Raw genomic sequence first — 2,882 nt, 5'->3', positions numbered from 1 at the left:
CGGACGGGCTGCGGCCGAACGCGGTCGAGGCGTGGGCCGCGGTCGGACGGCGCGCGGAGCGGGCGCGGGCGGCCGCGGGCGCGGGCGGCGACGTCCTGTCGGCGCGGGACCGCGCGGAGGTCGTCGACCATCAGGCGATGGGCCAAGGGCCCGAGGGCGTCGCGCTGTTCGAGCGGGCGGCGCTGCTGTACGCGGAGGCGGGCGACCCCGGGGAGGCGCTGGCGGCACGCGCGCGCGGGGCGTACGTCCGCGCCCTGGGCGGGGAGACCGGCGAGGCACTGGCCGCCGTCACCGTCCTCTACGACGAGGTCCTCGCGCTGTACGCCGAGGACGGCACCGGGCTGCGGCAGACCGCGTCGGTGCTGATCGCGCGGGCCAGGACGCTGATGCGGCGGGTGCAGGAGGCGGCGCAGGACGACGCGGTCGACGCCCGGGACGGCGCCCTCGACCGTGCCCTGGCCGACGCCGAGGCGGCCGTGCGGGAGCTGCTGGCGCTGGTCGACGGGCGGGCCGGGGGCGAGGTGCGGCTGCTGGCGCGGTCGGCGGAGGCGCAGGCCATGCTCGCGGACCTGGCGGCGCACGCCGGAGACCTGGAGACGGCGGCGCGGCTGTTCGCGCGGTCGGCGGAGGCGTTCGCGTCCGCCGGGCTGCCCTGGTACGCGGTGGAGTACGAGGCACGGCTCGCCTCGCTGGCGCACCACCTGGGCGATGTCGCCGAGGCGGAGCGGGCACTGCGGTCGGCGCTGGCGCACGGCGGGGACCACCTCGAACCGGTCGGGCGGGCCCAGCTGCACCTGCAGCTCGCCGAGGTGGTCGGCGGCAGGGCCGGGTTCGCGGAGGCCGCCGAGCACGCCCTGGAGGCGGCGCACTGGGCCGACGAGGCGGGTGAGGGGCGCACCCTCGGCGCCTGGGCCAGGCACCAGCTCGGCGGGTTCCTGCTGCGCCAGGAGCGGTGGGCGGAGGCGGCGGAGGTCCTGGAGTCGGCGCTGCCCGACCTGAACGCGGACACCCACGGGGACGGCGCCGTCGTCCAGACGCTGTGGTGGCTCGGGGACTGCCTGAGCGAGCTGGGCGAGCACCACGCGGCGGCCGAACGGCGGCTGCTGGCGGCCGAGACGGCCCGGCACTGGCCGGAGCAGCACGACCACGCGACGCTGGCGCACCTGGCCGCCGAGTCGCTCGGGCAGGCGGGTCTGGCCGAGGACGCGGACCGCGCCTACGCGCGCGCGGGCGAGCTGTGGCGGGAGCTGGGCAACGTCCACGGCCTGGTGCGGGCGCTGCGGGCGCGCGCGTGGCTGGCGCTGCGGGCCGATCCCGCCGAGGACGCCGATTCCGCGGAGGACGCCGGTGGTGCGGAGGACGCCGGTGCCGTCGACGCCGTCGACGCGGCGAGCGCGCTGATGGCCCGCGCGGTGGAGGAGTGCGCGACGGCGCTGGAGCGGGTCGGTGACGACGAGCGGGCCAGGGAGCGGCTGGTCGCCGAACTCGGGCACACCCGGCGGCAGTTCGGCGACCTGCTGGCCCGGTCGGTCACCGGGGACGCCGACGACGACGCCATCAGGGACGTCCTGGAAGCGGCCCTCGCCCATGTCACCGAGGCCGTCGCGGTGTTCGCGTCGCTGGGCGCGGACGGCCTGCACGGCCGGACCGGGGCGGAGCTGGCGGCGGGCTGGCTGGCGGCCGACCTCAGCCGCCCGGCGGAGGCGGCGGCACGCGCGCGTGCGGTGCTCGCGGCCTACGCGGACGCGCCGCGCGACGACGAGGCGGCCCGGGGCCGCCGGGCGGAGGCGGAGCAGATGATGCAGGTGGTGGCGGAGTCGGGCGGGGAGTGAGCGGCGCTCACTCGACGCCGATGAGCAGCAGGGCGCCCTGCCTGCCGCCCCGGTACACCATGGTGTCGACGGCCAGGTAGGACTCCCGCACCCGCGCTTCGAGGTGCTCGGCGATCGCCCCGGGGGCCTCGTCGCCGAGGACGAGGGTGACGAGTTCGCCCCCGGCGGAGAGCATCCGGTCCAGGACGGCGGCGGCGGTGACGGTGACGTCCGCGCCGATCACGGCCACGTCGCCGTCGATGAGGCCGAGGATGTCGCCCGCCTGGCAGATGCCGGCCATGGTCCAGGACTGCCGCTCGGCGACGACGACCTCCGCGTGCCGGGTCGCGCCCGCGGCCGACGTCATCGACACGACGTCCTCGTCGAAGCGCCGCTCCGGCTCGTGCACGGCGAGCGCGGCGATGCCCTGCACGGCGGAGCGGGTGGGGATGAGGGCCACCCTGATGCCTTCGGTGCGGGCCTGTTCGGCGGCAGCGGCGGCGGTGTGGCGCAGGTCGGCGTCGTTGGGCAGCAGCACCACCTCGCGCGCGTGGGCCCGCCGTACCGCCTCGACCAGTTCGCCGCTGACGGGCGGCTCGCCGGGGCGGGCGAGCACGGTGGTGGCCCCGGCCTCGGAGTACAGCCCGGCCAGGCCCTCGCCGGGCACGACCGCGACCACGGCCCGCTGGACCCGCTCGCGGGGCGGGCGCCCGCCGCCGGTGTGGGCGTCGCCGAGCCCGAAGTGGGTGATGCGGATGCGGTAGGGGCGGCCCGCCTCGACGCCCGCCTCCACGGCGGCCCCGGCGTCGTCGACGTGCACGTGGACGTTCCACAGCCCGTCGCCGCCGACCACGACCAGGGAGTCGCCGAGGGCGTCGAGCCGGGTGCGCAGCCGGGCGACGGCGCGGTCGTCGGCCTCCAGCAGGTAGATCACCTCGAAGGCGGGTCCGTCCGGGCCCGCGCCGTCCCCGTCGCACTCCTCGGCGGCGGGCGCGCCCGGCCCGTGCTCCGCGGGGTCCGGCGCCTCGACGGCGTCCACGCGCGCGTGGACGCCCGCTCCCGGTCCCCCGG

At 78.5% G+C, this 2,882-nt stretch carries 2 pseudogenes; one reads left to right on the top strand and one right to left on the bottom strand.

Annotated features, from left to right (window positions below):
• Positions 1–1,832 (top strand): annotated as a pseudogene (locus tag GA0115242_RS30440) (tetratricopeptide repeat protein); the annotation flags it as partial.
• A 7-nt stretch (positions 1,833–1,839) separates the two neighbouring features.
• Here the strand turns inward: GA0115242_RS30440 and GA0115242_RS30435 are convergent.
• Positions 1,840–2,882 (bottom strand): annotated as a pseudogene (locus tag GA0115242_RS30435) (dihydroxyacetone kinase); the annotation flags it as partial.

The organism is Streptomyces sp. SolWspMP-5a-2 (assembly GCF_900091845.1).
In the GTDB taxonomy this organism is placed as follows: domain Bacteria; phylum Actinomycetota; class Actinomycetes; order Streptomycetales; family Streptomycetaceae; genus Streptomyces; species Streptomyces doudnae.
Note: the sequence above shows the minus strand (reverse complement) of the source record. Positions and strands in the feature narration are given on the sequence as shown.